Here is a 26,897-nt window from a genome sequence, read left to right as displayed (position 1 = left end):
TTTAGATCTCGTCCGATTTCGCGAGCGAGCCGAGCGAGATCGCTTCCCATGCTGCGACGATCACCATGATGACCGTTGTCGCTGACGACAACAGCAGCGGCGAGAGAAAGTGCGCGAACGGGATCAGCACGATCAACAGGCCGATGCCGACCATATGCGAGAGCTGAAAGATGCCCCGGATGCTGCGCTTGAACAGAATAGTGCCAATCAGGAACAATAGCGGCCCGCCGATCATGGTTAGTATGGTCTTGGTGTCGGCATGGCCCTCGGGATGCGCCAGCAGCAGTTCGTCGCCGACCGCCGACACCACAATGCCCGCTACAATCGGAAGATGCAGGTAGGTATAGGCGAGCCGCGCCAGCCGCCCTGTATCCTTCGCGTGCGAGATATGCTCCGCCCCCGCTTCCGCGCCGATGTGAAAATACACCCACCACATGGCGATGCTGCCGATCAGCGCGACGACAAAGCCCATGATCGTTGGCGCAGTCCACGCAGCCGACGCGAAGGTCGCGCCGGTGACCACGATGGACTCGCCAAGCGCGATGATGATGAACAGCGCGCAGCGTTCGGCCATGTGGCCGCCTTCGACCTCCCAGTCTTCCAGAGGTGTGGCGCCTAAACCGGGACACCGGAACCGCGCCAGCGGGCCGCAATACTCGATCGCCACCGCGACGATCCACAGCATGAGCCGCGTCTGCCCCTCCGCAAACCCGCCCGCGATCCAGAACACGCCGCTGCATGCGAGCCAGATCGTGATGCGCAACAGGTTCATGCGCAAGCCGGGCTGGGACCTCGGAATCGAAAGGAACGTGAAAGCCGATCGTCCGACCTGCATGACGACGAAGGCCAGCGCAAACGCCAGTCCCCGGCTTTCAAACGCCTTGGGAATGGAGGTGGACAGCAACAGGCCGGCGACCATCAGCCCGAACAGCATCACGCGGACCGGCGTGCGCTCCGGGTCGAGCCAGTTGGTGATCCAGGATGTGTAGATCCAGACCCACCACACCGCCAGAAACAGGATCGTGGTCTGCAGCACGCCCAGCGGCGTGAAATGCGCCAGCAGCGTGTGGGAGATCTGCGTAATGGCAAAAACGAAAACGAGGTCGAAGAACAGTTCGACGTAAGTGACACGGTGATGCTGGTGCGGCGCACGGGCTCGCAACAGGGTTTCGTTTGTCGACACCGTTGCCCCCGCTTTCGACGGTTCAGGCGTCAGGCACGCCCGTCTGCAGCGCCAGCGCATGCAGGACGCCGCCCATCTGCCCCTTCAGCGACTGATAGACGATCTGGTGCTGCTGTACCCGCGATTTACCGCGAAAGGCTTCCGAGATGACGGTGGCGGCGTAGTGGTCACCGTCGCCTGCGAGGTCGCGGATTTCCACCTTCGCGTCGGGCAACGCTGCCTTGATCATCGTTTCGATGTCCCGCGCGTCCATTGGCATGTCTTTGAATCTCCTGATCTTGAGCCATTCCGGGCCCAGGCAATGCACCGAAATATGACTGATTCTAGCCCTTGCAACCTGCGCCGTCACGCAAGCATTGCGCTAGTGTGGGGTTCGCAAGTCCGCATTGTTTCCCCGGCGCGTACATATGCGGACTTGCGAACCCAAACCACACTGGGATCATAGTCTTCTAGTGTCCTTTTGAAACCGAAGTTCGCTACGGAAGGCGCTGCAAAATAAGGCGAACTTCGGTTTCAGGACACTGGATCGCTCCTATATTGTGACCTCAACAGGGAGCCCGACATGAACGTTCGCATGAGAATTCCAGGCCCAGACCACCCAATTGCGATCTCAGCGAACCCAAAACGGGTCCGGGTCAGCGTCGGCGGCGAGCTCATCGCCGAAACCAGCCGCGCCCTGACCCTCAAGGAATCGAGCTATCCGCCGGTTCAGTACATTCCGCGCGAGGATGCCAACCCTGCCAGGTTGAAGCGCACCGCGCACAGCACCTATTGCCCCTACAAGGGCGATGCGAGCTATTTCAGCATCGTTTCCGGCGGCAAGACGCTGGAGAACGCCATCTGGACCTACGAGACGCCCTACGATTCGGTGAAGGACATCGCCGGGCATCTGGCGTTCTATCCGGACAAAGTCACGATCGAAGAGATCTAGCGCTCCCAATCGCCTTCCGACAAACGACAACACCCGCCGGAATAACCGGCGGGCGTTGCTCAGGGCGCTTTCGTTGCGCTTTTATTTGACCAGAGGGCACTCGCTTCCGGCGAGCGGCTTGAACGACTGCTCACCCGACATCTCAGCCAACTGCTGATAGAAGTCGCCGCGATACTTCGAATCCGCCGGTGACTTGACCTTCATCAGGAAGGTCTTGTGCATGACGCGGCCGTCCTGCCGGATCTGGACGTTCTTGTTGTAGAAGTCGTTGACCGGCAGTTCCTTCATCTTTGCCGCCACGGCCTTGCCTTCATCGGTCCCTGCCGCCTCAACCGCCTTCAGATAGTGAAGCACCGACGCGTAGGTTCCCGCGGTGATGAGGTTGGGAATGAAACCACCCGAGCGCTCCATGAACCGCTTCGCCCAGGCACGGGTCTCGTCGTTGGCGTCCCAGTAGAACGAGGTCGTGAGCGTCAAGCCCTGCGCGACGTTCAGCCCGACGCCTTCGATATCGTTGATATAAACAACGAGGCTGGCGAGGCTCTGCCCGGACTGCACGATGCCGAACTCACGCGCCTGCTTGATGGCGCTTAGAAGGTCCGCGCCAGACATGGCAAGGCCGATCACCTTGGCCTTGGAGGCCTGCGCCTGAAGCAGGAACGACGAGAAATCCGGCGAACCGAACGGAAAACGCACGCTGCCGAGCACCTTGCCGCCGCTTTCGGTAACGAAGTGGCTGGCGTCACGCTGGAGCGAATGACCGAAGGCGTAATCGCTGGTCAGGAAGTACCAGCTGTCGCCGCCCTGCTTGGTCACCTGGCTCGCCGTTCCCTTGGCGAACGCGTAGGTGTCATAGCTCCACTGCGATGTCGTCGCCGAACAGGCCTTGCCCGTCAATTCGGTGGTCGCGGCGCCTGAAATCAGCAGCACCTTGCTGCGCGACCGCGCGATTTCCTGAGTGGCAAGGGCGACCGCCGAACCGGCGACGTCGGTGATGGTGTCCACACCCTCGGTCTCGAACCATCTGCGGCTGATCGCGGAGGCAATGTCGGCCTTGTTCTGATGATCGGCGGTGATGACGCTGATCGGCTTGCCCAGCACCTTACCGCCGAAATCATCGACCGCCATCTGCGTCGCTTCGACCGAGTACTTGCCGACGAGATAGGCGAATCCGCCCGAGTGGTCGGTCAGCACGCCGATCTTGACGGCGTCGTCAGACACCTGTGCCCGCGCCGCACCGCATGCCATCAGCATGGCCGCAACCGTCAGTCCGATCCTGGTTGTTCTCACGATATCCCTTCCTCCTTCTGTGTCCTGTTGTTCGGCTTCAGACCGGCAATGCGATGCCGTCGTGGCCGGGGTCGGCGCCGCCGTCGAGCTTGTCGCCGTCGATCCGGATGCCGTGCACGGCCGCAAAGCCGAACGTGTAAGGGCTGCGGATCACCTGGTAACCGTCGGCTTCGAGTTCGTTGGTGACGCCGTGTACGATGCGATTGGTAACGTCGATGGCGTTGCTGGTGGCGGAAAAGCGCGGCGCGCTGACCGCCTCCGTCATGGTCATGCCGAAATCGATGACGTTGAGAATAGCCTGCAGCACACCCATCGCAATTTGCGTCGCACCGGGCGCGCCAATAACCAGATATGGCTTCTTGTCGCGGAAGATGATCGACGGGACCACCGATGTGAAACGCGCCTTGCCCGGCGCAATCGAGCCGGCGCGGCCCGGCCGCGGATCGAACACACCCATGCAGCCGTTGTAGATGAAGCCAAGCCCGTCGGTAATGACACCGGACGGCATGCCGAGCGAATGGGTCATCGTCACGCAGTTGCCGTCGCGGTCGACCACCGACACGTGGGTGGTGTCCTTCGATGGCATGCCCGAGTTGAACCGCGGCACGTCGCCTTTGACGTGCGACTTGATTTCGCTGGCCAATGCAGCGGCATAATCCTTCGACGTCAGCTTCTGAACGGGCACGTCGAGAAAGGCCGGATCGCCGATCGAGCGATCCTTGTCGGCGGTCGAGCGTTTCATCGCCTCGCACACCACCCGCAGATATTCGGCGGTGTTGTGCCCGATGCCGGAAAGATCGAAATGCTCGAGAATGTTGAGCATCTCGATCAGCATGATGCCGCCGCCGGGCGGGTTATTGGTGGTGACTTCATAACCGCGATAGTTGCCGCGCAGAGGCTCGCGCCATTGCGGCTGGTAGTTCGCAAGATCTTCAGCGGTGATGAGACCGCCATGCGCGCGCATATCGGCGGCGATGCGCTGTGCCAGTTCACCGCGATAGAAGACGTCGGAGCCGCCCTCGGCGATCATCCGCAGGGTCTCGGCGTAATCCGGATTGTGGACGACATCGCCGACGCGCTTGTATGTGCCGTCCTCGCGGCAATAAAGCTTCCGCCCGGATGCAGTAAATGAGAGGCGATCGATTCCCGAAGCGCGATCCATCAGGCCGGGATCGGACCAGAAAAATTCGACGTGCGGACGGACCATCCAGCCGCGCTCCGCCCACGCAATCGCCGGCGCGACGATGTCCCGCCACGGCAGCACGCCGAATCTGGAATGCGCCTCGTAGTAGGCCTTCAGCGACGCCGGCACGCAGACCGACTGATAGCCGAGATCGTTCACCTTGCCGCGCAGGATGAAGCCATAGCCGTCGCGCGCTTCACCTTCGATCAGATCGGCCCACATGTCGGGACGCGCGGCCGCCGGCGCCGGCGCATGGAAATCGAGATACTGGTGGAACCCCTGTCCGGGAAAATAGATGCCGGCGCTGCCGAACCCCGCGATGCCGGTCATCAGCGGGTCGACGACGCCCTGAACCAGCGCACAGGCGATCGCCGCATCGATGGCGTTTCCGCCCGCCCGCAATACGTCCGCACCGGCCTCCGCCGCTTCGGCCTGCGCCGCGACGATCATCGCCTTCCCTTTCGGCATGCTCTCTCCGTCAGATCTCTTGTGGCTACACCATGCGCCCGCGCAGAATGGCGGCCGAAACACCGCGCTCTTTCAAGGGAACAACGGCGCGATTTGACAGAGGCCATTCATGCCTGTCCAATACCAATGATGCCTCGATTGATGCTTTATTGATAACAAAGGAAAGGCCGCCTGCGCGGCCGTTGCGCGATGGTCCGCCCCCTGCTTCCAGCCAAAATCCCTTACTTTCTCGCCGTCGGTGAGACGCTGAGCTTCCGCAAGGCCGCCGAGAAGCTCGGCATCGCCCAGCCGGCGCTCAGCCGCAGCATCCGGGATCTTGAACTCCAGCTCGGCTTCACGCTTTTCGAGCGGTCGACCCGCCGTGTCGTACTGACGCCCGCCGGCGAGGTGCTTTACCGCGAAAGCGCCGACGCCATGCAGCGTCTCGCGCGCGCCACGATGCACGCGGAACGCGTTGCGCAGGGCCTCAGCGGCACCGTCAGCGTCGGCTACTCGACGTTTGCCGCCACCGGCCCGATGTCCGACATCATCATCGAATTCCGGAAACGCCACCCACAGGCACAGGTCGGCCTGCGCCTTCTCGCTTCGTCCGAACAAGCCGCGGCATTCGACGAGGGCACGCTCGATCTCGGTTTCATGATGTCGAACGTCGTCGGGCCGCTGCAACAGACAATTCCCATCTCGCGCGAGCGGCTGGTCGCGCTGGTCCCCACAAGCCACGCCTGGGCGGCAAACCGTGCGATCTCGATGCGAACCCTGTCCACCGCTCCACTGGTGATCGGCAGCGCCCGGCGATGGCGCGGTTTCCGCGCACTCATCAATGGGCTGATGACGGACCGCGGGCTCTCCCTGACGATTGCCGAGGAAGCCGATGACGTGCCCGTGCTGCTGCAACTGGTGCGATCGGGTTTCGGCTGCACGATTCTCGATGCATCCTTCATCCCCACCCTGCCACCGGGGATCGCTCCGCTGGAGATCGAAGACGCGACCGCGACGCTCGATATCTCGCTGGTCTGGCGCAAGGACAACCTGTCGCCGCTGGTGGCACGTTTCGTCGATGTGGCGAACGCATTCATGGCGTCGCATCAGGAGGTGCCGCGACGGCGGCATCGCCAGAACCGAAAGTAACCGCCACGCGCCGTGACCATGCATGGGCATCGACAAGCCGCCGAAACGCATGGAACGAAGTCCTGCGGCTTCAATTATCTCCCCAACGGCACTTTCTGCCGACAGGAGATGTACCATGAGACATTTCACGATAGCGCTTTTGGCCGGCGCAGGCGCTGTTTTTGCCGGCGGCGCGATTGCCGCGCCAATAACGAACGGCATTTCGGGTGTGCAAACAGGCTCGAATATCGAACATGTCCGCACAGTGTGTGATGAAGATGGCCGATGCTACCGGACTCGCGGCGCACGCCGCGTGATTATTCAGGACGACTCGTATGCTTACGCTCCGCGGCGCCAATATCGGGAGCGTCGCTATTACAACGAAGGTCCGAGTGTAGGCGTATACGGTGCACCGGGCGTCGGTGTCAGCGTTGGCGTAGGACGCTGGTAAGTCCCAGTAGCAGCAGCTTGGGAAATCGCGGTGCGTCCCGCGATTTTCCTGTTTCAGCCCTTGCCCGCCATGTAGGCCGGCAGCCAGTTCTCGTAGCCCGCCTTGAGTGACGCCACCGAAACCGAAGTCTCTCCTTCGACCGCAATGTCGTGCCCACCGGTCTTGCCGATGACGTGGCACGGCACACCGACAGCCTTCAGCTTGCTTAACACCGTCAGCAAATTCTCTTCCTGCACGGTGACAACATAGCGCGCCTGATCCTCGCCGAACCACCACGCATGCGGCACGATCTCGTCCGGCGGTGCATCGAGGATAGCGCCGATACCGCTGGCCATCGCCATTTCAGTGAGTGCCACGAGCAAGCCGCCATCCGCGACGTCGTGAACCGCGGTTGCGGTGCCGCCCTTGATCATACCGCGCACCACGTCGCCGTTGCGCTTCTCAACATCGAGGTCGACCGGCGGCGGCGCGCCCTCTTCCTTGCCGCACACGTCGCGCAGATACACCGACTGGCCGAGCCAACCCTGGGTGTCGCCGATCAGAAGGATCGCCTCGTTCTCAGCCTTGAACGCCAGCGTCGCCGACTTGGTAAAATCATCCAGCAGCCCGACGCCGCCGATGGACGGCGTCGGCAGAATGCCGCGTCCGTTGGTCTCGTTGTAGAGCGACACGTTGCCAGACACGACCGGGAAATCCAGCGCCGTGCACGCAGCCGCAATGCCCTTCAGGCAACCGACGAACTGGCCCATGATCTCGGGCCGCTCGGGATTTCCGAAATTGAGATTGTCGGTGATCGCGAGCGGACGCCCGCCCACCGCCGTGATGTTGCGCCAGGCTTCGGCCACCGCCTGCTTGCCGCCTTCGAACGGATCGGCTTCGCAATAACGCGGCGTCACATCGCAGGTCAGGGCCAGCCCCTTCGGTCCGTCCTGCACGCGCACCACCGCCGCATCGCCGCCCGGGCGCTGCATCGTGTTGCCGCCGATGACGTGATCGTACTGTTCCCACACCCAGCGCTTCGAGCACAGCTCCGGCGTGGCGATGAGCTTGGACAGCGCCTCTGAAATCGAGACGGGTGGTTTCACATCGCGCGCGTGAATGACGGGCAACTGTGGCGATGGCACATGCGGGCGGTCATAGAGCGGCGCTTCCGACTCCAGTTCCTTGATCGGCAGATCGACCATCACGTCGCCGCCATGCTTCACGACGAAGCGCTGGGTCGGCGTGGTGTAGCCGACGATTGCGAAATCCAGACCCCACTTCTTGAAGATCGCCTCGGCCTGCTTTTCCTTCTCGGGCTTCAGCACCATGAGCATGCGCTCCTGGGACTCCGAGAGCATCATCTCGTAGGCGCTCATGCCGGTTTCGCGCGTCGGCACAGAATCCAGATCGAGCTCGACGCCGAGGTCGCCCTTCGCGCCCATCTCGACCGCGGAGCAGGTGAGACCCGCAGCGCCCATGTCCTGAATCGCGATCACGCAATCCGCTTCCATGATTTCGAGGCACGCTTCCAGCAGCAGCTTTTCCGCGAACGGATCGCCGACCTGCACGGTCGGGCGCTTCTCGGCGCTGTCGTCATCGAACTCGGCGGACGCCATGGTCGCGCCGTGGATGCCGTCGCGGCCGGTCTTGGAGCCGAGATAGACGATCGGCATGTTCACGCCGCTTGCCGCCGCATAAAAAATCTTGTCGGTCTCGGCTAGGCCCACCGCCATCGCGTTGACGAGAATGTTGCCGTCGTAGCGCGTGTGGAAACGCGTCTGGCCGCCGACCGTCGGCACGCCGAACGAGTTGCCGTAGCCGCCGACGCCCGCGACGACGCCCGACACGAGATGACGCGTCTTCGGATGGCTCGGATCGCCGAAGCTCAGTGCATTGAGGCACGCAATCGGCCGCGCGCCCATGGTGAACACGTCGCGCAGAATGCCGCCAACGCCGGTGGTCGCGCCCTGATACGGCTCGATGTAGCTCGGGTGGTTGTGACTCTCCATCTTGAAGACCACCGCCTGTCCGTCACCGATGTCGATGACGCCCGCGTTCTCGCCCGGTCCCTGGATCACCCACGGCGCCTTGGTCGGCAGGCCGCGCAGATGGATGCGCGAGGATTTGTAGGAACAGTGCTCGTTCCACATCGCCGAGAAGATGCCGAGTTCCGTGAACGTCGGCACCCGGCCGATCAGCTTCAGGATGCGCTCGTACTCGTCCGGCTTGAGACCGTGGCTGGCGACGAGATCGGGGGTGATCTGGGGTTCGTTCCTGATCGTCAAGGTGACGTCGCTCCGGGTCAAATGCTTCGGCATCCCTCCGGGCAACCAGAGGGTCGGATAAGGCGGAATAGGCGTGATTTCTAGTGTGGTGGTTCGCAGGTCCGTATCATTTCCATAGCGCGCTCATATACGGACCTGCGAACCAAAACCACACTAGAATCTATGATTCCCAGTGTCCTTTCGAATCCGACGTTCGCACGGAAGCCGCTGCAAAATGGAGCGAACGTCGGCTTCGGGACACTGGCCTCTTTGTGCACGGCAGCCCGGCCTGCGGCAAGCATCAGATAGGGAGAAATCCCGGCTAAAAAACCCCCGGTTGCGGGCCTGCCCTTACAGGCTCTAAGAGAGGCCCGGCACGGCCCGCAGGGGCCTCATTTTCAAGGATCACGATATCTTGGATGACGTTCCGCAGAAGACACCCCGTTTCCGTCCCGACCTCCTGATCGCGACCGAGGGCGAGTTCGCCGGATGGCGGACATGGAGCCGCGACAGCTTCGAATCCAACAACGGTCCGTTCTGGCACCGTTTCGAGGACGACGGCAGCATCCGCTGCGCGTTCCGCGTCGAGCGGAAGCACCTGAACGGCATGCGCAACGTCCATGGCGGCTGCTACATGACCTTCGCCGACTACTGCCTGTTCGCCTTTGCCGCGCGAGAACTGGAAGCGCCCGCCGTCACCGTGTCGTTCGGCTGCGAATTCCTCGCGGCCGCGCGCGAAGGCGACCTCGTCGTCGCAACCGGCGGAGTGACCCGTGCTGCCGGATCGCTCATCTTCCTGCGCGGCATCATGCACACCGGCGACAATCCGCTGTTCACGTTCTCCGGCACGATCAAGCGGATCAAAAAGAGGGTGTGAGGCCAAATCAACGGGTCATTCCGGGACGCGCGTCTCGCGAGCGAACCCGGAATTTCGCTGAGACGATTTCGGGGTTCTGGGTCTGCACCTTCGGTGCATCCCGGAACGACGACTCAAATTGCTTAAGCCGCGCTCTTCAGATGCGCCACCAGGCCCGCGAACAGCCCGCGGCCGTCGGTGCAGCCCATGATGTCTTCGACGTGATTCTCGGGATGCGGCATCATGCCGAGCACGTTACCCTTGTCGCTGACAATGCCGGCGATCGACGCCGCAGCGCCGTTGATGTTGTGGGTGTCGCCGACTTCGCCTGAAGCGCTGCAATAACGGTAAAGCACTCGGCCCTCGCCCTCGAGCCGCCGGATCGTATCCTCATCGGCGGCGTAATTGCCTTCGCCGTGCGCCACCGGCACGCGGATCACCTGCCCGGCGTTATAACCGCGCGTGAACGGCGTATCGGAGCGCTCGACGCGCAGGTGCACGTCACGGCAGATGAACTTGAGCTGCGCGTTGCGCATCAGCGCGCCGGGCAACAGGCCCGACTCGCAGAGGATCTGGAAACCGTTGCAAACGCCAAGCACGAGGCCGCCATTGGCGGCATGGGCGCGGACGGCGTCCATGATCGGCGCACGCGCAGCAATAGCGCCGCAGCGCAGGTAATCGCCGTACGAGAAGCCACCCGGCACGACGACGAGGTCGGTGCCCTTCGGCAAAGCGGTGTCAGCGTGCCAGACCATCGTGGAATCGTTGCCGGACGCGAGCTTGAGCGCGCGCGCCATGTCGCGCTCGCGGTTGATGCCGGGGAAGACGAGAACGGCTGATTTCATGGTGATTCCGGACAATGGACAGGTTCGGCGATTCACCGCCGCTGAGGGCCAGACATACCCATTTGACGGTGGTTTTTCCAGTGCTAGCCTTGCTGAAAAGCCCTGCATCGCGCGCAGGACACAGCAATCACAGGGACGGAAACCATGAACGTCGCCTCGTCGGTGACCGCCGCGACAGAGCCGGTCGCTCCCAAGGGCGTCGTCGCAGCCAGCGTCTATGCTGATGGCCGTCGCGTCGCCAACATCCCCATCGAGGAGGCCTCGAACTGGCGGACCAAGCCGGGCCACGTGGTCTGGATCGGCCTGCTTGAACCGGGCATGGAACTGCTGACCAAAGTACAGCAGCAATTCAACCTGCACGACCTCGCCATCGAGGATGCCAATCACGCGCACCAGCGGCCCAAGATCGAGCAATATGGCGATGCCCTGTTCATCGTTGCGCGGACAGCTCAGCTCGTGGATGGCAACATCGCATTCGGCGAAACCCATATTTTCGTGGGCGACGGGTATATCGTCACGGTCCGTCACGGCGCATCGACATCATACGCCGCCGTGCGGGAGCACTGCGAGAGCTGCCCAAGGGCACTGTCTCGCGGCGAGGATTATATCCTCTATGCGATCCTGGATTTCATCGTCGACAATTATTCGCCGGTGATTGAGACCATCCAGCAAGAAGTCGAGACAATGGAAGAGCTTTTGCTGGAGACCGCAATCTCGCGGACGCAGATTCAGCGGCTTTACCAGTTGCGCCGCGACCTTTTGCGGCTACGCAACGCGATCGGACCGCTGGTGGAAGTCTGCCGGCGGCTTGAACGCGACGATTTAACGATGGTGCGCACGGCCCTGCAGCCGCTGTTTCGCGACGTCACCGATCATGTCGGGACCGTTCAGGAGCAGATTGATTCCTTGCGCGAAGTTCTGGCGTTCGCGTTCGAGGCGAGCCTGCTCGTCGGACAGGCGCAAGAAACCGCAGTATCCAAGAAACTGGCGTCATGGCTTGCCATCATCGCCGTCCCCACCGCATTCGCGGGCATCTATGGCATGAACTTCGAACACATGCCCGAGCTCAAGTGGAAGTACGGCTATTATGTCGCGCTCGGCGCGATTGCCGCGGTCTGTCTGTCGCTGTTCTACCGATTCCGGCGTGCAGGATGGTTGTAGGCACGCCGAACGTTGCCGGAAGCGGGGTTAGCCCAGAACCTCAACCCGATAATTCTCGATCACCGTGTTGGCGAGCAGCTTGTCGGCGGCTTCCTTGAGCGCGGTTTCGGCCTTCGCCTTGTCCGCGCCGGCGACTTCGATGTCGAACACCTTGCCCTGCCGCACGCTGGCAATGCCATCGACGCCGAGCGATTTCAGCGCCCCTTCGATGGCCTTGCCCTGCGGATCGAGAATGCCGTTCTTCAATGTGACGGTGATGCGCGCCTTCATATCGCTTCCAGTTTTCTGAAACGTCACCCTGAGGCGCGAGGGCAAAGCCCAAGCCTCGAAGGGCGACGTTTTTTAGAGGCCATCCTTCGAGGCTCCCCGCAAGAGCGGCTCGCACCTCAGGATGACGGAATTCAGCTCTTCACCAGCACCGGGCCGGAGCCCGCGGGACGGTCGTTCTCAATCAGGATGCCGAGACGCTTGGCAACCTCGGTGTAGGCCTCAAGCAGCCCACCGAGATCGCGGCGGAAGCGGTCCTTGTCCATCTTCTCGTTCGACTTGATATCCCACAGCCGGCACGAGTCCGGCGAGATTTCATCGGCAACGATGATGCGCATCATGTCGTTCTCGAACAGCCGTCCGCATTCCATCTTGAAGTCCACAAGACGGATGCCGACGCCGAGAAACAGTCCAGTCAGGAAGTCGTTGACCCGAATGGCAAGAGCCATCATGTCGTCGATTTCCTGCGGCGTAGCCCAGCCGAACGCGGTGATGTGCTCTTCGGAGACCATCGGATCGCCGAGTTGATCGTTCTTGTAATAGAATTCGATGATCGAGCGCGGCAGCTGCGTGCCTTCCTCGATGCCGAGGCGCTGCGACAGCGAGCCTGCTGCGACGTTACGCACCACGACTTCCAGCGGCACGATCTCGACCTCGCGGATCAACTGCTCGCGCATGTTGAGCCGTTTGATGAAATGGGTCGGCACGCCGATGTCGTTCAGATGCTGGAAGACATACTCCGAGATCCGGTTGTTGAGGACACCCTTACCCTCGATGATCTGGTGTTTCTTGGCATTGAACGCGGTGGCGTCATCCTTGAAATGCTGGATCAGGGTTCCAGGCTCAGGCCCTTCGTAAAGGGTCTTGCCCTTGCCTTCGTAAATGCGACGCCGACGGCTCATAGGGATGTACCGTGTTTTGTTGAAGTCCATGAATGGGGTGCTCCGGGTGATTTTACGCGACCCACGGCGGAGCTGCCGTGAAGTCCGGAATCGTGAAACAAACCGCGAACCAGACTCATCGGCAACCTAACCGATTGATGTGACGGATACAACGCAACGAAAGGCGTTTTACCCGCTTCCTGCGACTTCTGGGACATTGCTTTGAGGGGAGCCGACCCCCTATATGCTGGGTTCCGCCGCCGGTTCAGGCAAATCCCAGATTCAGCTTACGGAACAGATATATGTCGTCTTTTGACAAGCGCCAGGAAGGCTTCGAGAAGAAGTTCGCCCTCGACGAGGAACAGAAGTTCAAGGCGGAAGCCCGCCGGAACAAGCTGCTGGGCCTGTGGGCCGCCGAAAAGCTGGGCAAAACCGGCGATGAAGCCGCTGCCTATGCCAAGGAAGTGGTTTCGGCCGATTTCGAGGAAGCCGGCGATGCCGACGTCCTGCGCAAGGTCGCAACGGACCTCGCAGGCAAAGCCACCGAGCAGGAAATCCGCGCCAAGATGGACGAACTGGTGGCGGTCGCCGTTGCCCAGATCAAGGCCGGGCAGTAACTCTGCCGCGTTCAGACAAAACGCCGCGCGATCGGATTGCGCGGCGTTTTCCTGTTTCAGGCCGGACGCAGTTACTTCAAGGCGTCCTGAACCTTCGCGATCCCAGCGAGCACGCAGACCTCGTCCTTGTCGCCACCGGGTGCACCCGATGCACCGACCGCGCCAATCACTTCGTTGCCGACCTTGATCGGGACAGCGCCACCCGCTGCAACCACACCCGGGATCTGCCTCAGGGAGGCGGTTTCAGGCTTGTCCGTCTGTTTCATGAATTCGAGGGACGTTATCCCGCGCGTGCGCGAGGTGTAGGCCTTCAGGCGGCTGAACTCCATGGTGTGAGGATTGGTACCGTCGCCGCGAACCTGTGCCGCGACGTTGCCGGCCTTGTCCACCACCGTGACGGACACCTTGTAGCCGTCCTTGGTGCACTGCTCGATGGTGCCCTGGATGATGGCTATCGCCATCGCCATCGACACATTCTTCTCAACCTGCGGCGCCTGCGCGTAAGCCGGACCGGCAAGAACGACCGCAGCCGTCGTTAGCGCTGCGAGACCGAGTGAACGCATATTGAATCCTCCCTGATTTTATTGGTTCGTTGGCAATCATCTTGAGCAACAACATTTTCTAGCGCGCTTTAATCCCGCGGCAGAACAACAATCGATGTTGCGGGAGCGAAGTGGGTTAGGCGACAGCGAGACGGTCGAGCTGCGCGGCAAGGTCGCTTTCCACATCCGCCGCATTGATCAGGCAAACGCGATATCCCCGCGCTGCGAGCCATTCACCACGCGCCGCGCGGTCCCGCGCGATAACGTCGGTTTCGTTGGCATTGACGAGTTCGACCGCGATGCGTTTCGTGAACGACACGAAATCGGGAATGTGACGCCCCACCGGCGTCTGCCGCTTGAAGTGAGACGCGAAGCGGCGATCCGTGGTCAGAGCCTGCCACAAGATCCGCTCGGCATCGGTCGGATTGCGTCGCAGCAGGCGGGCTAGTCCCCGCACCGTGCCGCTATCGGACGGCGCGCGTCCGTCGGAGTGCTCGGCCAGCAGCGCGCGCAGCCGCGTCGCTTCGTTGCCATCAAGAACCCCGCCTTTTGCAGGACCTTTCCGGCCTTCCGCGATGGCCATCACCACGCCGTGCAGGGTGTGCATATCCTGCTTGGTGGGCTCCATCCGCGTGAAGATGTTGCGCATGTTCACCAGCATCGTGTCGCGCTTTTCCGGCGGCCGCAGAAATTCGACCTTGTCGAGTTCGTTCACGAGATTGTCGAAAAAAGCCTGCATCTGATGGTTCGAGGCCCGCTCCGAACGTTCCGGCATGTCGAACGGCAGCGTGTTGGCAGTGACCAGCTTGAACCATTCGTAGCCCATCAACAGAACCGCCTGAGCGAGGTTCAGTGAGGCAAAACCCGGATTGACCGGAAACGTGACAATGCGGTTGGCGAGCGCGACCTCGTCGTTCTGCAAGCCGTAGCGCTCGCGCCCGAACATGATCGCTGCCGTGCCGTTCACCGCGGCTTCCCCGACGATCTGACGGGCTGCCTCCTCCGGACCGACCACCGGCTTGGCTTGATCGTGCGCCCGCGCGGTGGTCGCGAACAGCAGTGAGCAGTCGGCCACCGCCGCCTCGACGGTGTCGAACAATTCGACTTTATCGAGAATGTGATCGGCACCGGCCGCGGCGCGCTGGGCGGCCATATTGGGCCAGCCATCGCGCGGATTAACGATGCGCAGCCGCGTCAAGCCGAAGTTGCCCATGGCGCGCGCGCACATGCCGATGTTCTCACCAAGCTGCGGTTCGACCAGGACCACCACGGGCCCAGCCAATTCCTTGCGCGTCTTGGTTTTGTCGGTGCCTGAACCGGACATCGGGCTCACTTTTTGATTCAAGTTCTTAAGATTTTGATTCAGCTTCTGAGCTGCGCCGGAGCCCTTCTCGCTTCGCCCTTCGTTCGCCCGTCTGGCGGAAATTCTCAAGCAAAATAATAGACCTAGATTGCCCTTTTGAATCTCTTGCGGAGGCTGAAAAGGATCGTCCGGCCGCCGGCGGTTCAGCTGCCGCAATCGGCCGCCCGTTTAAGCAAAAATTCCTTCTCGCGCACGTTGCGGCTCAGCTCCGCGGCTCGCTCGAATTCGATCCTGGCGTCGGTGAACCGGCCCGCCCGAAACAAGAAATCGCCCTTCGCGGCCGGCATCGGCGCGTAATTTCGCAGTGCCGCGGCCTCCGCGATCTCGTCGATCAGTTTCAGACCAGCCTCCGGGCCAAAGGCCATGCTGTGAGCCACGGCCCGGTTGAGATCGACCACCGGTGACGGCATCACGTCCCGCAGGGTGTCGTACAGGCCCGCGATCTTTTTCCAGTTCGTCTCGTCCGCGTTGCGTGCGCGCGCATGGCAGGCCGCGAGTGCGGCCTGCAACGCATAGGGCCCATGACTGCCGCCGAGTGTCTCTGCGCGTTCGAGCGCGGCCAGCCCGCGGCGGATCAGGAGCTGATCCCAGCGGCTGCGGTTTTGTTCGGTGATGGGGATCGAAGAGCCATCCGGTGCCGTGCGGGCTGCCAGTCGCGAGGCCTGAATTTCCATCAGCGCAAGAAGACCGAAGACCTCGGGCTCGTTCGGAGCGAGACCGGCGATGATACGGCCAAGGCGCTGCGCCTCGGCACACAGAGCCGGGCGGATGAGGTCCTCGCCGGCGGTGGCCGAATAGCCTTCGTTGAAAATCAGGTAGACGACCTCAAGCACGGAGGCGAGACGCATTCCGCGATCCTTGCCGCGCGGCACCTCATAGGTCAGTCCGGCATTGCCGATGGTCTTCTTCGCCCGGACGATACGCTGGGCGATGGTTGCCTCGTTCGAGAGAAACGCGCGTGCGATTTCGTCCGTCGTCAGCCCGCCGATCAGGCGCAAGGTCAGGGCCGCCCGCGCCTCGGGAGCCAGCACCGGGTGGCACGCGGTGAAGATCAGACTCAACAACTCGTCGCCGAGATCGTCGTCCATGGCCGCTTCCGCGTCCTCGATGCTGCTATCGCGCTGGTCTTCGAAATCCTGGCCGATTTCCGCATGCTTCCGTGCCAGCATCTTGCTGCGTCGGAAACCGTCGATGGCCCGGCGCTTGGCCGCAGCCATCAGCCAGGCGCCGGGATGTATCGGAACACCGGTCTTCGGCCATTCGGACAGAGCGGAGACGAGCGCGTCTTGCGCCAGCTCTTCGGCCAGGCCGACATCCCGCACCATTCGGGCCAGCCCGGCTATCAGCCTGGCCCGTTCGATCCGGAAGACCGTTTCGATCGCTTGATGGGTGTCGTTCGCCGCCACGGATCTCGCTTAGAGGAAAAACGAGAGGAAAGGCAAGCCGTGGCGGCGACCGGGAAGTTTAGCGTTTCGTGAGTTTTTCGCGCAGGCGATCCTCCGCTTCGGCGATCTCCGGCGTCAGAGCCTCGCCGAAATCGGCCGCCTCGAACACCTGCCGGATCTCGATCTCGCTCGGCCCGAGCATCGGATTGGGGCAGCGCTTCACCCACTCCACCGCTTCCGCCATGTCCTTGACTTCCCAGAGCCAGAAACCGGCGACCAGTTCGCGGGTCTCGGCGAAGGGCCCATCGATCACGGCGCGGGCCGGGCCGTCGAAAGCGACCCGTTTTCCCTTTGAAGACGGGTGAAGCCCCTCACCGGCCAGCATGATGCCGGCGTTCACCAGTTCTTCGTTGAACTTGCCCATGGCCTCGAGGAGCTCGGTTGAAGGCATGATGCCCGCTTCGCTATCCTTCGTCGCCTTGACCATCACCATAACGCGCATTGTCTTTCTCCCTGGTTCCGTAGAGGGCCCCAATGGCCTCCTGCTCTCACGACGAACGAGCACCGGCGGGATCGACATCCCGCCCAAACTTTTTTCGAAAAAGGGGCAAGGTCAGGACGGATGGGCAATCTGTCAGGTTTTGTCGCCTTCCAGCCTGCGTTTCGCAGTGCTATAGCCTCGCTATGGAACCGGTTGCGGTTCTCTCGCCCTCTCCGCCCCCAATATTAAGGCCCCATCCCCATGGCAAAAATCAAGGTGACCAACCCCGTCGTCGAACTCGATGGCGACGAGATGACCCGGATCATCTGGCAGTACATCAAGGACAAGCTGATTCACCCGTTCCTCGATGTGAAACTCGAATACTACGACCTTGGGATGGAATACCGCGACAAGACCAACGATCAGGTCACCATCGACGCGGCCAACGCGATCAAGAAGCACGGCGTCGGCGTCAAATGCGCCACCATCACCCCGGACGAAGCCCGCGTGAAGGAATTCGGCCTCAAAGAAATGTGGAAGTCGCCGAACGGCACCATCCGCAACATCCTCGGCGGCGTCGTGTTCCGCGAGCCGATTATCTGCAAAAACGTGCCCCGTCTGGTTCCGGGTTGGACCAAGCCGATCATCATCGGCCGCCATGCCTTCGGCGACCAGTACCGCGCTACCGATTTCAAATTCCCGACCGCGGGCACCATCACGCTGAAATTCACCGGCGACGACGGCAAGGTGATCGAGCGCGAAGTCTACAAGGCGCCGAGCGCCGGCGTGACCCTCGCGATGTTCAATCTCGACGACTCGATCCGCGATTTCGCCCGGGCCTCGATGAACCTCGGCCTCGTCAAGGGCTATCCGGTCTATCTCTCGACCAAGAACACAATCCTCAAGCAGTACGACGGCCGCTTCAAGGACATCTTCCAGGAAGTGTTCGACAACGAGTTCAAGAAGGACTTCGATGCCAAGGGCATCACTTACGAGCACCGTCTGATCGACGACATGGTGGCGGCTGCGATGAAGTGGTCCGGCGGCTACGTCTGGGCCTGCAAAAACTACGACGGCGACGTGCAGTCCGACACCGTGGCCCAGGGCTACGGCTCGCTGGGCCTCATGACCTCGGTGCTGCTGACGCCGGACGGCAAGACCATGGAAGCGGAAGCCGCTCACGGCACCGTGACCCGCCACTACCGCGAGCACCAGAAGGGCAAGGAAACCTCGACCAATTCGATCGCGTCGATTTTCGCATGGACCCGCGGCCTCGGACATCGCGCCAAGCTCGACAACAACGCCGAACTGGCAAAGTTCGCGAACACATTGGAGCGAGTTTGTGTCGAGACGGTCGAATCCGGTTTCATGACCAAGGATCTTGCCTTGCTCGTCGGCGCCGATCAGCGCTGGCTCTCGACCACCGGCTTCCTCGACAAGGTCGCGGAAAACCTCACCAAGGCAATGGCGGCCTGAGGCGCAGCACGCCTCACCTCAAGTCTTTCAACGGCGCAGACACTGTCTGCGCCGTTTGCTTGTGAACTAAAAAGAAACGGAATGACGAACATGACCAGGGATCAATTCAGCTTTTTCCACCCCTTCCGGATCCGCTATTCGGAGATCGACGGCCAGGGCGTGGTGTTCAACGCCCATTATCTGACGTTCTACGACACCACGATCACCGAATATTTCCGCGCGCTGGGATACGACCAGTATGCGGATGCCAAGAAGACGGGCATGGATTTCCATGTCGTCAAATCGGTCGTGGAATACAAGGCGCCCATTCGCTTCGATGCAGAGATCGAGGTCGGCGCCCGCGTCGCGCGGATCGGCAGTTCCAGCATGACATTCGAGACGGCGATCTTCCTGAAAGACAGCGCGGACCTGATGGCCACCGGCGAAGTGGTCTGGGTCAACACCGACCAGTCCACGCATCGCCCCGCTCCGATCACGACGGCAATTCGCAACCTCATCGTCGCGCGCGAGAAGCACCTCGCCGCATGATCGGCAGAGGCGTCTAGGCGCCTGCCAGTCCGATTTGCGCGATCATCGCCTTGGCGATTTCCTGCTCGCCCATGATCACTGAATTCGCACCGTGATGCTTCAGATGCGCGATTTCCTCTTCTGAATGGGCGCGCGCGATAATCGGCAGCGTAAGGCTGATCGCGCGCGCCTTGGCGACGATCTGGCCGCCCTCGAACGCATCGGGAATCGCAACGATGAGCCCGCGCGCGCCTTCGAGATTTGCCGCCACCAGCATTCCCGGCGCAGCCGCATTGCCCGTGATCTTCTCGATCCCGGCCTCGGTGAGCCTTTCGAGGCAGCCCGGATCATCCTCGATGACGAGGAACGGCACGTCTCCTTGCTGCAGGGACTTGCCGACAACACTTCCCACGCGCCCGTACCCGACCAGCACGACATGATTGGTTAGCGCCGTGACCGGCAGTTCCACGCGGGCCGACTTCTTCTTTGCAGACACCCTTGCAGCTTCTGCGACGGCCTCGGCAGCGGTGTCCTGCGCGGACTGTGCTGCCGCCGCGGCCTCCGCAGCTTCCTCGGCTGCATTCTTCCTCGCCTCATAACGATCGAGCAGCGCGAAGAACAGCGGGTTCAGCATGATCGAGATAATCGCGCCCGCAAGAACCAGATCGCGGCCGCGATCCGGCAGCAGCGCAAGGCTGACCCCGAGACTGACGAGAATGAAGGAAAATTCGCCGATCTGGGCGAGACTCGCCGAGATCGTCAGCGCCGTCGATGTCGGATGCCCGAACATGCGCACGATGCCGAACGCCGCGACGGATTTTCCGAAGATGATGATGAAGACAGTCGCGAGCAACGGCAGCGGTTCGCGCACGATAATCGCAGGATCGACCAGCATGCCGACGGACACGAAGAACAGCACGGCAAACGCATCGCGCAGCGGCAGCGTTTCGTTCGCCGCGCGCTGGCTGAGCTCGGATTCGCTCAGGATCATGCCGGCGAAGAATGCACCGAGCGCGAACGAGACATCGAACAGGATCGCCGCGCCGAAGGCGACCCCAAGCGAGATCGCAAACACGGCGAGGCGGAACAGTTCGCGCGAGCCGGTGTGCGCAACGTAATGCAGGATCCACGGAATCACCCGGCGGCCGACCACCAGCATGAAGATGACGAATGCCGCGACCTTGCCGAGCGTGATGAGGACCGGCTGCGCCATGGCATAAGCGCTGAGGCCATTGGCGCCCTCGCCTTTCAGCAATCCGGCAAGCGCTGGCAGCAGCACCAGCGTCAGCACCATGGCGAGGTCCTCGACGATCAGCCAGCCGACGGCGATCCGCCCGCGCTCTGTGTCGACCAGCCGCCTCTCCTGCAATGCGCGCAGCAGCACAACGGTACTGGCAACCGACAGCGCGAGCCCGAACACCAGCCCGCCGCCGATCGGCCAGCCGAGCGTCCAGCCGAGGCCCATGCCGAGCAGCGTCGCTACTGCGATCTGCACCACCGCGCCGGGGACAGCGATGGCGCGCACCGACAGCAGGTCCTTCAGCGAGAAATGCAGGCCGACGCCAAACATCAGCAGAATGATGCCGATCTCGGCGAGTTCGTTGGCGATGTTCTGATCCGCCACATAACCGGGCGTAAACGGGCCCATGACGACGCCCGCGAGGAGATAACCGACAAGCGGCGAGATACGGACCCGCTGAGCCAGCGCGCCGAGTATGAAAGCCAGTACGAGGCCGACGACAACCGTTGAAATCAAAGGAGTATTGTGATGCATGCCGCATTTTGCTGCATGAAGAAGATAGATGCAAGTGCATCCTTCGCTACTCATCGCCGCAGTGACCAAGCGCGGTGAGGCCATTGAAAAACGACGTGCAAGATTAGATATCAACTGAGTGGGCTCGATTGCCACCCGCTTGATCCGCGTCGATCCGGCATTCCGCCCGCGTTGCTGCGAGGGACCGCCATGATCAGGGACATCCTCCTCAAGGTCGAGAGCGACAACCCGCATGATCCCGCTCTTGATTATGCCGTCACAGTCGCCGAAGCATTCGACGCACACCTTACCTGCATTGCTTTCGGCGACCTGGTGAATATGCCGGCCTTCATGATGCCCGGCCTGCCCTCTGAAGCGCTTGCGGAAATACTGGCCGCCAGCGAAAAGTCTGCCCGCGCGGCGGTCGAGCGATTTGAGATGGCGGCGCAGCGACGTCGTATCTCGACCGAGCACCATCTTGTAACTCAAGGCGGTCTCAGCCCGAGCGAAGCCTTTGCGACGATGGCGCGGCGTTTCGATCTCAGCGTTCTTGAGCAGTCCGGGGCGGATGGCGCAAACAACGAACTTCTGATCGAAGCGGCCCTGTTCAGTTCCGGACGACCCGTGATGATCGTGCCCTACATCCAGAAAGCCGGGCTGAAGCTCGGCCACGTGTTGTGCTGCTGGGATGGAGGCGCCGCCGCCGCGCGAGCCATCAACGATGCGCTACCGTTCCTGAGAAAGGCTGAAACCGTTGAAATTGTGGTCGTCGTCACCGAGAGAGCCAAACATCCGAAGCGCGAAGTTCGCGGCGCCGAGATCGCAAGACATCTGGAACATCACGGCATCAAGGCCGAGGTCAAAACCATCTCGGGGTCCCATATCGATGTCACCGATTCAATCCTGTCGCACGCTGCGGATTGCTCGGCCGACATGATCGTGATGGGCGGCTATGGGCATTCGCGCCTGCGCGAATTCGTGCTCGGCGGCGCGACGCGGGGCATCCTGTCCACGATGACCGTTCCGGTCTTCATGTCGCACTGAATGTCGCGGATGCGCCTCGAAGGCGCGTCCGCTAAGCGCCCATCGCGGCTTCGATCGCCTTCAGCGCTGCGTCCGCCTTCGCGCCATCGGGGCCGCCGGCCTGCGCCATGTCGGGACGGCCGCCGCCGCCCTTGCCACCCAAGGCTTCCGACGCGATCTTCACCAGATCGACCGCGCTGAACCGCGAGGTCAGGTCCGCCGTGACGCCGACCACCGCGCCAGCCTTGCCGTCTTCGCCGACATTGATAATCGCGACCACGCCGGAGCCGATCTGTTTCTTGCCGTCGTCGGCAAGGCTCTTGAGATCCTTCATCTCGATGCCCTGCACGGCGCGGCCGAGGAATTTCACATCGCCAATGGTGCGGATGTCGGACGTCGCAGCCGCGCCGCCGCCGGCCGCGGCTCCGCCGCCCATGGCCAGCTTCTTGCGCGCGTCAGACAGCGCGTTTTCCAGCTTCTTACGTTCCTCGACGAGTGCGGCGATACGCGCCGGCAAATCGTCCAGCGTGGTTTTCAACTCCGCCGCCGCTGCCTTCGCGGTGTGAATAGTGGCGTTCACGGCATGACGCGCATTGTTTCCGGTCAGCGCCTCGATGCGCCGGACGCCGGAGGCCACAGCACTTTCCCCGCTGATGGAGATCAGTCCAATGTCGCCGGTGCGACGCACATGGGTGCCGCCGCACAGTTCGACCGACCAGCCGAGCGCATTGCCCTGCCCCGCGCCCATCGACACCACGCGCACCTCGTCGCCGTACTTTTCGCCGAACAGCGCGCGCGCGCCGGAATCCCGCGCATCGTCCACCGCCATCGAGCGCGTGAGGACTTCACCGTTCTCCAGCACGACATCGTTGGCGATGTCCTCGATGCGGCGAAGTTCATCAGCTGAGATCGGCTTGTTGTGTGCGAAGTCGAAGCGCAACCGCTCGGGAGCAACCAGCGAACCGCGCTGCGCGATGTGATCGCCCAGCACCTGACGCAACGCTTCGTGCAGCAAATGCGTGGCGGAGTGGTTGGCGCGGATCGACGTCCGCCGCGCGTGATCGACTTCAAGTTGCAAGGGTAGATCGAGCTTCAGCGTGCCCTGCTCGACGGTGCCGAGATGCACGTAAAGATCGCCCGCCTTCTTCTGGGTGTCGGTGACGCGCACACGCACGCCATCACCGCTCAAAATTCCGGTGTCGCCGACCTGACCGCCAGATTCCGCATAGAACGGCGTCTGGTTCATGACGATCGCGACGCTGTCGCCGGTCGCGGCAGCTTCGATCTCCTTGCCGTCCTTCACCAGAGCGGTGACGACGCCTTCGGCGATCTCTGTGTCGTAGCCCAAGAACTCACTCGCGCCGAGTTTCTCGCGCAACGGAAACCAGATATTCTCGGTCGCGGTGTCACCGGACCCGGCCCACGCCGCGCGCGCCTTCTTGCGCTGCTGTTCCATCGCGTCGGTGAACGAGGCGATGTCGACGCCGATGCCGCGGTTGCGCAGCGCGTCCTGTGTGAGATCGAGCGGAAAGCCATAGGTGTCGTACAGCGTGAACGCGGTCTCGCCGTCGAACATATCGCCCTTCTTCAGCGACGCGCTTTTCTCGTCCAGAATTGTGAGGCCGCGATCCAGTGTCTTGCGGAAACGGGTTTCCTCCAGCTTCAGCGTTTCCTCGATCAGGTTCTCGGCGCGCACCAGTTCGGGATAGGCCTGGCCCATCTCGCGCACCAGCGCCCAGACGAGGCGATACATCAGCGGCTCTTTCGCCCCGAGCAACTGCCCGTGACGCATCGCGCGGCGCATGATCCGGCGCAGCACGTAGCCGCGGCCTTCGTTGGACGGCAGCACGCCATCGGAAATCAGGAACGACGACGCGCGCAGATGGTCAGCGATCACACGCAGCGACGCTTTTTGTTCGCCCTGCGGATCGGCGCCGGTCAACTCTGCAATGGCGCGGATCAATGCGACGAACAGATCGATCTCGTAGTTGTCATGCTTGCCCTGAAGGACGGCAGCGATGCGCTCCAGACCCATGCCGGTGTCGATCGACGGCTTCGGCAGCGCGACGCGGTTGCCGGGCGCGATCTGATCGAACTGCATGAACACGAGATTCCAGATCTCGATAAAGCGGTCGCCGTCTTCCTCGGGCGAACCGGGAGGGCCGCCCCAGATCTTGTCGCCGTGGTCGAAGAAGATTTCGGAACACGGACCGCAGGGGCCGGTGTCGCCCATCTGCCAGAAATTGTCCGACGTCCCGATCCGGATAATTTTCGATTCGGGCAGGCCCGCGATCTTTTTCCAGAGTTTCGCCGCGTCCTCATCCTCGGAATAAACCGTGACAAGCAGCCTGTCCTTCGGGAGGCCGTACTCCTTGGTGATCAAATTCCAGGCAAGTTCGATCGCGCGCTCTTTGAAATAATCGCCGAACGAGAAGTTCCCGAGCATCTCGAAGAAGGTGTGATGGCGCGCGGTGTAGCCGACATTGTCGAGATCGTTGTGCTTGCCGCCGGCGCGGACGCATTTCTGCGACGAGGTCGCGCGCTCATAGGGCCGCTTCTCAAGACCCGTGAACACGTTCTTAAACTGTACCATGCCCGCATTGGTGAACATCAATGTCGGGTCGTTGCGCGGAACCAGCGGCGAAGACGGCACGATCTCGTGACCGTTTTTCGCGAAATAATTCAGATACGCCGACCTGATCTCGTTAACGCCGCTCATAATCGTCCAATCGCGCCCAAAAGCTCTGATGTTCTGATGCATTTTCGTCACGCAAAACGCTCGCCGTTTCGCCCGAAAACGCTCTTTTGTCTTGGCGCGTTTTCTTCACGCGAACCGGGTCCCACTTCGCTCGAAAACGCTTTCCCGCGCAGCCCGCCTTCAATGACGCGTGCAGCGCGGTTTGTCCTGCCCCGTTTCTAGACGGAACGGGCCAGCAATGTCCAGAAAGTGTGCACCAGATCAGCGGCTTGCAAGCCGTCTCAATGGTGCCGCGAAGCCCGTTGATAATCTCGCAGTTGCGTTGACAGGGCCTCGAAAGGCGTGTTTCCCTGCTTATGTGAGCTATATGCTAAGCTGACAAGTCACGTCGGGAGAGATCGGCTTTGCGCCGGCGCCGAAGGAGCAACCGCCCCGGAAACTCTCAGGCAAACGGACCGTGTGACTGACTGAAATCTGGAAAGAGATGCGGCCGGACCGTCCGGCGCGGCATCCGCCGACGGGATAATACTCTCAGGCGCAGCGACAGATGGGGCTTCGGCATGATTTCGGGAACTGGTCCCGAATCTGTCAGGAGCCCGACCATGCAAGCCGCCGAACGTCCATCCTCCCCTGCCGACACTGCGCTGAAGCGCGTTCCGCTGCATGACCTGCATGTGGCGCGCGGCGGCAAGATCGTGCCGTTCGCCGGTTACGAAATGCCGGTGCAGTACGCCGCCGGCGTGCTGAAGGAACATCTCCACACCCGCGCCTCCGCGGGCCTGTTCGACGTCTCCCACATGGGCCAGATCACGCTCACGGCGAAATCCGGCAAGGTCGAGGATGCCGCCCGCGCGCTGGAACGGCTGGTACCGCAGGACATTCTGGCCGTCCCGCGCGGCCGCCAGCGCTATGCGCAGTTCACAAACGAGGCCGGCGGCATTCTCGACGACCTGATGGTGGCGAATTTCGGCGATCATCTGTTCCTGGTGGTCAACGCCGCCTGTAAGACCGAAGACGAGGCGCATCTTCGGCAACATCTCTCCGACGTGTGCATCATCGAGCCGCTGCCGGACCGCGCACTGATCGCGCTGCAGGGACCGAAGGCGGTCGAGGTGCTGAGCAAGCACGCGCCGACGGTCGCCGCAATGCGTTTCATGGATGCCGGAGCGCACAAGGTGCAAATCTCTGGTCGAGCCATCGACTGCTTCGTCTCGCGCTCGGGCTACACCGGTGAGGACGGTTTCGAGATTTCAGTTCCAGCAAGCGACGTCGAACGCCTCGCAACCACTTTGCTCGCCGACCCTGCGGTGCTGCCGATCGGCCTTGGCGCGCGCGACAGCCTGCGGCTCGAAGCCGGCCTCTGTCTTTACGGCCACGACATCGACACCACCACCACCCCGGTCGAGGGCGCACTGGAGTGGTCCGTGCAAAAGAGCCGCCGCAACGGCGGCGCACGGATGGGAGGTTTCCCCGGCGCTGACATTATCCTGAAAGAATTCGAGACTGGCGCATCGCGCCGCCGTGTCGGCCTGCGCACTGAGGGCCGCGCGCCGGTGCGCGAGCACGCGTCGCTCTATGCCAGTGAAACATCAGCAGACAAAATCGGCACCGTCACATCCGGCGGCTTCGGGCCGACCCTGAATGCTCCGGTGGCGATGGGTTATCTGCCGACACCTCTTTCCACCGAAGGCACGATTGTCTTCGCCGACGTGCGCGGGCAGCGCTTAGCCCTGCGCGTCTCTGCGATGCCGTTCGTGCCCAACGGTTACAAACGATAGCAACACCAACACTGGAACGCTGAGGACACCATGACCACGCTGTTTACCTCCGATCACGAATGGCTCCAGATCGACGGCGATGTCGCCACCATCGGCATCACCGATTACGCGCAGACTCAACTCGGTGACGTTGTGTTCGTTGAACTGCCGAAGGTCGGCCGTACGCTGAAGAAGGCGGAAGCCGCCGCCGTGGTGGAAAGCGTCAAGGCGGCGTCCGACGTTTATGCGCCGATCGCGGGTGAAGTCCTCGAGGTCAACGACGCCGTCGCCGCCGATCCGTCGCTGGTGAATTCCGATCCCGGCAAGGCCGCCTGGTTCTTCAAGCTGCGCATCGCCAACAAGAGCGATCTCGATGGCCTGATGGATGAAGCCGCCTACAAGGCCCACACGGCCTGAGGAGAAAAA

At 62.0% G+C, this 26,897-nt stretch carries 25 protein-coding genes and 1 riboswitch; of the genes, 11 read left to right on the top strand and 14 right to left on the bottom strand.

The genetic code is table 11. The annotated features are described in order from the left end of the window. Position 1: 1 nt before the first annotated feature. Entirely contained in the window at positions 2–1,183 is a 1,182-nt protein-coding gene (locus YH63_RS14520; protein WP_046826980.1) for a low temperature requirement protein A, read from the bottom strand. Positions 1,184–1,205: 22 nt separating this feature from the next. Continuing rightward, the gene (locus tag YH63_RS14515; RefSeq protein ID WP_040427058.1) at positions 1,206–1,442 is read right to left on the bottom strand and encodes a BolA family protein; all 237 of its coding nucleotides are present in this window, start codon (positions 1,440–1,442) and stop codon (positions 1,206–1,208) included. Positions 1,443–1,757: 315 nt separating this feature from the next. Between YH63_RS14515 and YH63_RS14510 the strand changes: the two genes are divergently transcribed. Then, on the top strand, positions 1,758–2,114 hold the full coding sequence (locus tag YH63_RS14510) for a DUF427 domain-containing protein (protein ID WP_046826981.1): 357 nt from the start codon (positions 1,758–1,760) through the stop codon (positions 2,112–2,114). Between the two features lie 81 nt (positions 2,115–2,195). Here the strand turns inward: YH63_RS14510 and YH63_RS14505 are convergent, their stop codons facing one another. Together YH63_RS14505 and ggt are read right to left on the bottom strand one after the other, a co-directional pair. Beyond that, positions 2,196–3,368, bottom strand: coding sequence for an ABC transporter substrate-binding protein (locus YH63_RS14505; RefSeq protein WP_046826982.1), 1,173 nt, complete (start codon positions 3,366–3,368; stop codon positions 2,196–2,198). 73 nt (positions 3,369–3,441) lie between these two features. Further along, on the bottom strand, positions 3,442–5,055 hold the full coding sequence (gene ggt, locus YH63_RS14500) for a gamma-glutamyltransferase (protein ID WP_046826983.1): 1,614 nt from the start codon (positions 5,053–5,055) through the stop codon (positions 3,442–3,444). Between the two features lie 189 nt (positions 5,056–5,244). Here ggt and YH63_RS14495 point away from each other — a divergent pair, with 189 nt between their 5' ends. Both YH63_RS14495 and YH63_RS14490 read left to right on the top strand, forming a co-directional pair. Beyond that, on the top strand, positions 5,245–6,183 hold the full coding sequence (locus YH63_RS14495) for a LysR family transcriptional regulator (RefSeq protein WP_046826984.1): 939 nt from the start codon (positions 5,245–5,247) through the stop codon (positions 6,181–6,183). Between the two features lie 22 nt (positions 6,184–6,205). Beyond that, the gene (locus YH63_RS14490; RefSeq protein ID WP_349642969.1) at positions 6,206–6,613 is read left to right on the top strand and encodes a hypothetical protein; all 408 of its coding nucleotides are present in this window, start codon (positions 6,206–6,208) and stop codon (positions 6,611–6,613) included. A 53-nt stretch (positions 6,614–6,666) separates the two neighbouring features. Here YH63_RS14490 and purL read toward each other — a convergent pair whose 3' ends face one another. Further along, entirely contained in the window at positions 6,667–8,880 is a 2,214-nt protein-coding gene (purL, locus tag YH63_RS14485; protein ID WP_083992697.1) for a phosphoribosylformylglycinamidine synthase subunit PurL, read from the bottom strand. 394 nt (positions 8,881–9,274) lie between these two features. On the opposite strand from purL, the gene YH63_RS14480 reads away from it, so the two are divergent. Continuing rightward, positions 9,275–9,736 (top strand): PaaI family thioesterase, encoded by a 462-nt coding sequence (locus YH63_RS14480; RefSeq protein ID WP_046826985.1) that lies wholly within the window; start codon positions 9,275–9,277, stop codon positions 9,734–9,736. A gap of 122 nt (positions 9,737–9,858) precedes the next feature. On the opposite strand, the gene purQ is transcribed toward YH63_RS14480, so the two are convergent. After that, positions 9,859–10,560 carry a phosphoribosylformylglycinamidine synthase subunit PurQ gene (gene purQ / locus YH63_RS14475; protein ID WP_046826986.1) on the bottom strand — a complete coding sequence of 234 codons (702 nt, stop codon included), beginning with the start codon at positions 10,558–10,560 and terminating at the stop codon, positions 9,859–9,861. Between the two features lie 144 nt (positions 10,561–10,704). Here purQ and corA point away from each other — a divergent pair, with 144 nt between their 5' ends. Next, positions 10,705–11,721, top strand: coding sequence for a magnesium/cobalt transporter CorA (gene corA / locus YH63_RS14470; RefSeq protein ID WP_046826987.1), 1,017 nt, complete (start codon positions 10,705–10,707; stop codon positions 11,719–11,721). Positions 11,722–11,748: 27 nt separating this feature from the next. Here the strand turns inward: corA and purS are convergent, their stop codons facing one another. Both purS and purC read right to left on the bottom strand, forming a co-directional pair. Next, entirely contained in the window at positions 11,749–11,991 is a 243-nt protein-coding gene (purS, locus tag YH63_RS14465) for a phosphoribosylformylglycinamidine synthase subunit PurS (RefSeq protein ID WP_046826988.1), read from the bottom strand. Between the two features lie 131 nt (positions 11,992–12,122). Continuing rightward, positions 12,123–12,890 (bottom strand): phosphoribosylaminoimidazolesuccinocarboxamide synthase, encoded by a 768-nt coding sequence (purC, locus tag YH63_RS14460; RefSeq protein ID WP_019196322.1) that lies wholly within the window; start codon positions 12,888–12,890, stop codon positions 12,123–12,125. Positions 12,891–13,171: 281 nt separating this feature from the next. Between purC and YH63_RS14455 the strand changes: the two genes are divergently transcribed. Then, positions 13,172–13,486, top strand: coding sequence for a DUF1476 domain-containing protein (locus YH63_RS14455; RefSeq protein ID WP_046826990.1), 315 nt, complete (start codon positions 13,172–13,174; stop codon positions 13,484–13,486). A gap of 71 nt (positions 13,487–13,557) precedes the next feature. On the opposite strand, the gene YH63_RS14450 is transcribed toward YH63_RS14455, so the two are convergent. The 4 genes from YH63_RS14450 to YH63_RS14435 form a co-directional block, all read right to left on the bottom strand. Continuing rightward, on the bottom strand, positions 13,558–14,049 hold the full coding sequence (locus YH63_RS14450) for a GlcG/HbpS family heme-binding protein (RefSeq protein WP_046826991.1): 492 nt from the start codon (positions 14,047–14,049) through the stop codon (positions 13,558–13,560). Positions 14,050–14,164: 115 nt separating this feature from the next. After that, complete coding sequence (locus tag YH63_RS14445; RefSeq protein WP_046826992.1) at positions 14,165–15,352, bottom strand: TrmJ/YjtD family RNA methyltransferase; 1,188 nt, start codon at positions 15,350–15,352, stop codon at positions 14,165–14,167. 182 nt (positions 15,353–15,534) lie between these two features. Beyond that, positions 15,535–16,797: an RNA polymerase sigma factor gene (locus YH63_RS14440; RefSeq protein WP_046826993.1), complete on the bottom strand. Its 1,263-nt coding sequence runs from the start codon at positions 16,795–16,797 to the stop codon at positions 15,535–15,537. Between the two features lie 58 nt (positions 16,798–16,855). Further along, a complete protein-coding gene (locus tag YH63_RS14435; RefSeq protein WP_046826994.1) occupies positions 16,856–17,278 on the bottom strand; it encodes a YciI family protein in 423 nt (140 codons plus the stop codon). Positions 17,279–17,518: 240 nt separating this feature from the next. Between YH63_RS14435 and YH63_RS14430 the strand changes: the two genes are divergently transcribed. Beyond that, complete coding sequence (locus YH63_RS14430; RefSeq protein WP_046826995.1) at positions 17,519–18,733, top strand: NADP-dependent isocitrate dehydrogenase; 1,215 nt, start codon at positions 17,519–17,521, stop codon at positions 18,731–18,733. A gap of 90 nt (positions 18,734–18,823) precedes the next feature. Continuing rightward, positions 18,824–19,261, top strand: coding sequence for an acyl-CoA thioesterase (locus YH63_RS14425; RefSeq protein WP_052753900.1), 438 nt, complete (start codon positions 18,824–18,826; stop codon positions 19,259–19,261). A gap of 13 nt (positions 19,262–19,274) precedes the next feature. Here YH63_RS14425 and ybaL read toward each other — a convergent pair whose 3' ends face one another. Beyond that, positions 19,275–21,014, bottom strand: coding sequence for a YbaL family putative K(+) efflux transporter (gene ybaL / locus YH63_RS14420; RefSeq protein ID WP_046826997.1), 1,740 nt, complete (start codon positions 21,012–21,014; stop codon positions 19,275–19,277). 189 nt (positions 21,015–21,203) lie between these two features. Between ybaL and YH63_RS14415 the strand changes: the two genes are divergently transcribed. After that, complete coding sequence (locus YH63_RS14415; protein ID WP_046826998.1) at positions 21,204–22,037, top strand: universal stress protein; 834 nt, start codon at positions 21,204–21,206, stop codon at positions 22,035–22,037. A gap of 31 nt (positions 22,038–22,068) precedes the next feature. Here the strand turns inward: YH63_RS14415 and alaS are convergent, their stop codons facing one another. Further along, positions 22,069–24,735, bottom strand: a complete 2,667-nt coding sequence (alaS, locus tag YH63_RS14410) for an alanine--tRNA ligase (RefSeq protein WP_046826999.1) — start codon at positions 24,733–24,735, stop codon at positions 22,069–22,071. A gap of 357 nt (positions 24,736–25,092) precedes the next feature. Further along, a riboswitch (glycine riboswitch) is annotated at positions 25,093–25,182 on the top strand. A gap of 134 nt (positions 25,183–25,316) precedes the next feature. Here alaS and gcvT point away from each other — a divergent pair. Both gcvT and gcvH read left to right on the top strand, forming a co-directional pair. Then, positions 25,317–26,492 carry a glycine cleavage system aminomethyltransferase GcvT gene (gcvT, locus tag YH63_RS14405; RefSeq protein ID WP_046827000.1) on the top strand — a complete coding sequence of 392 codons (1,176 nt, stop codon included), beginning with the start codon at positions 25,317–25,319 and terminating at the stop codon, positions 26,490–26,492. 30 nt (positions 26,493–26,522) lie between these two features. After that, complete coding sequence (gene gcvH / locus YH63_RS14400; RefSeq protein WP_046827001.1) at positions 26,523–26,888, top strand: glycine cleavage system protein GcvH; 366 nt, start codon at positions 26,523–26,525, stop codon at positions 26,886–26,888. Positions 26,889–26,897 lie beyond the last annotated feature (9 nt).

This window comes from Afipia massiliensis, assembly GCF_001006325.2.
In the GTDB taxonomy this organism is placed as follows: Bacteria; Pseudomonadota; Alphaproteobacteria; order Rhizobiales; family Xanthobacteraceae; genus Afipia; species Afipia massiliensis_A.
The sequence above is the reverse complement of the archived record's forward strand: the minus strand, read 5'-3'. Positions and strand labels throughout refer to the sequence as shown.